Genomic DNA, 1,353 nt, shown 5'->3' on the forward strand with positions numbered 1-1,353 from the left:
CTTCGTTCATAGCCGCCTCAGATTGTGCCTCCTCGATGCAAACTTTCCAAACCTGTGCCTGCGATTCCTTAGGGCAGGTAATCAAAAACAATGCTAAGTAGCATCCGATTGCTGCATAGCTGTACGCGGGTTGGAACATCATTCTCCAACTGCTATATCAATCAGAGGCCCAACATCTGGCGCAATCCCAAAGGCTCCTTCGCATGATGCTCGGTCAAAGGGAGACTCGAGAGAATGCAAATAGAGAGCGGCCTCACAATTTCGTCGCGCCACCAAGCCGCGCAACTTTTCCAGTTTTCCTGTGTTGGGGTTCCTTGCTAGAACCCATCGGGGAAATTGATCAGCTGCGGCATCGTGTGCCTCGGCGCGAACTAACTTAAGCAATGTTGAACTTGCAAACTTTCCCGCTCCAAGGTTAAAAACGAATGATGCAAGAGCCCCATACTGTTCATCTGTTAGAGGCACGATTGCAAGGTCAGAGGCAGCCTGTCCCGCCAAGGCGGAGTCTGACATTAAAAGCGTCCGCGCTTCTTCCGGAGAAATACCATTCTTGAAGCCACCGACGTTCTCATCGGTACATCGAGCCTTTGCAATTAGGTGCCCATAACCGACTGTGCAATATCCAGCGGAATCATTGTATGGCCTTAGCTCTAGGCCCTCGAATGTCACAAGAAGATCCATCGCAATATCGGGTATTGGGCGAGCCGCTAGTGGCGGAACGCCGCCTAACATTGCATCGTAGTTTTCAAGCAAGAATATTGACGCGTTCTTGTCAGGACGTGTCTCGTACACACCTTCGGCTGAAGCGCTCTGCACTAATATAATTGCGTTTAGAAAAGAGGCCAGCAAAATTCTACTTGGTCTCAGTGTTATTCTTGGCATGTTACTCCTCCTTCTTCCCTATGGCTGAAACTCTAAAAATTCTAATGTCTAGCAAGAATAAGAAACTTTGGAATTCAGCCTTCACTGCTGGGTGAATGAAAAAATATTTGGATAAACTAATTGTCTTTTGGAACCAGTTGGCCTCCTTGCCTCATGAGTCGTTCCGTTTCTTCGTCAAACGCACCGGTGGGACTTAAGCCATTTGCTTGTTGAAAGTCTCGCAGGGCAATTTGGGTCTCTGGCGTCAGGCGGCCATTCTCAAATCCTGCTCCGTAACCAAGTATGTTAAGGATGGCTTGGGCGTTCCTCAGTTTTGCAGCGTGAATGTCTGAAAGTATTTCCGGATCGGAGGTGATGGGGTCAAAAATTTTTGTTTGCGCACAATTTTCGAATCTTGTCTTGAGTGCATCGGATACCTCATCATACAGGGAGTAATCATCGTGTTCCACGCTTCGCAGGCGTTTGAGAAAT

The 1,353-nt window shown here is 48.1% G+C and carries 2 protein-coding genes; both read right to left on the reverse strand.

Annotated features, from left to right (window positions below; genetic code table 11):
• Nucleotides 1-138: 138 nt before the first annotated feature.
• Nucleotides 139-882, reverse strand: coding sequence for a lysozyme (locus ACGKZZ_RS17225; RefSeq protein WP_411224747.1), 744 nt, complete (start codon nucleotides 880-882; stop codon nucleotides 139-141).
• A gap of 116 nt (nucleotides 883-998) precedes the next feature.
• Nucleotides 999-1,353 (reverse strand): peptidoglycan-binding domain-containing protein (locus ACGKZZ_RS17230; protein WP_411224748.1); only part of this gene is annotated, 355 nt, incomplete at its 5' end.

Source organism: Marivita sp. S2033 (assembly GCF_046592965.1).
In the GTDB taxonomy this organism is placed as follows: domain Bacteria; phylum Pseudomonadota; class Alphaproteobacteria; order Rhodobacterales; family Rhodobacteraceae; genus Marivita.

Excerpts from the sequence above, each read along its gene's own strand:
- ACGKZZ_RS17225 (WP_411224747.1), bottom strand. The coding sequence starts at position 882 with ATGCCAAGAATAACACTGAGACCAAGTAGAATTTTGCTGGCCTCTTTT.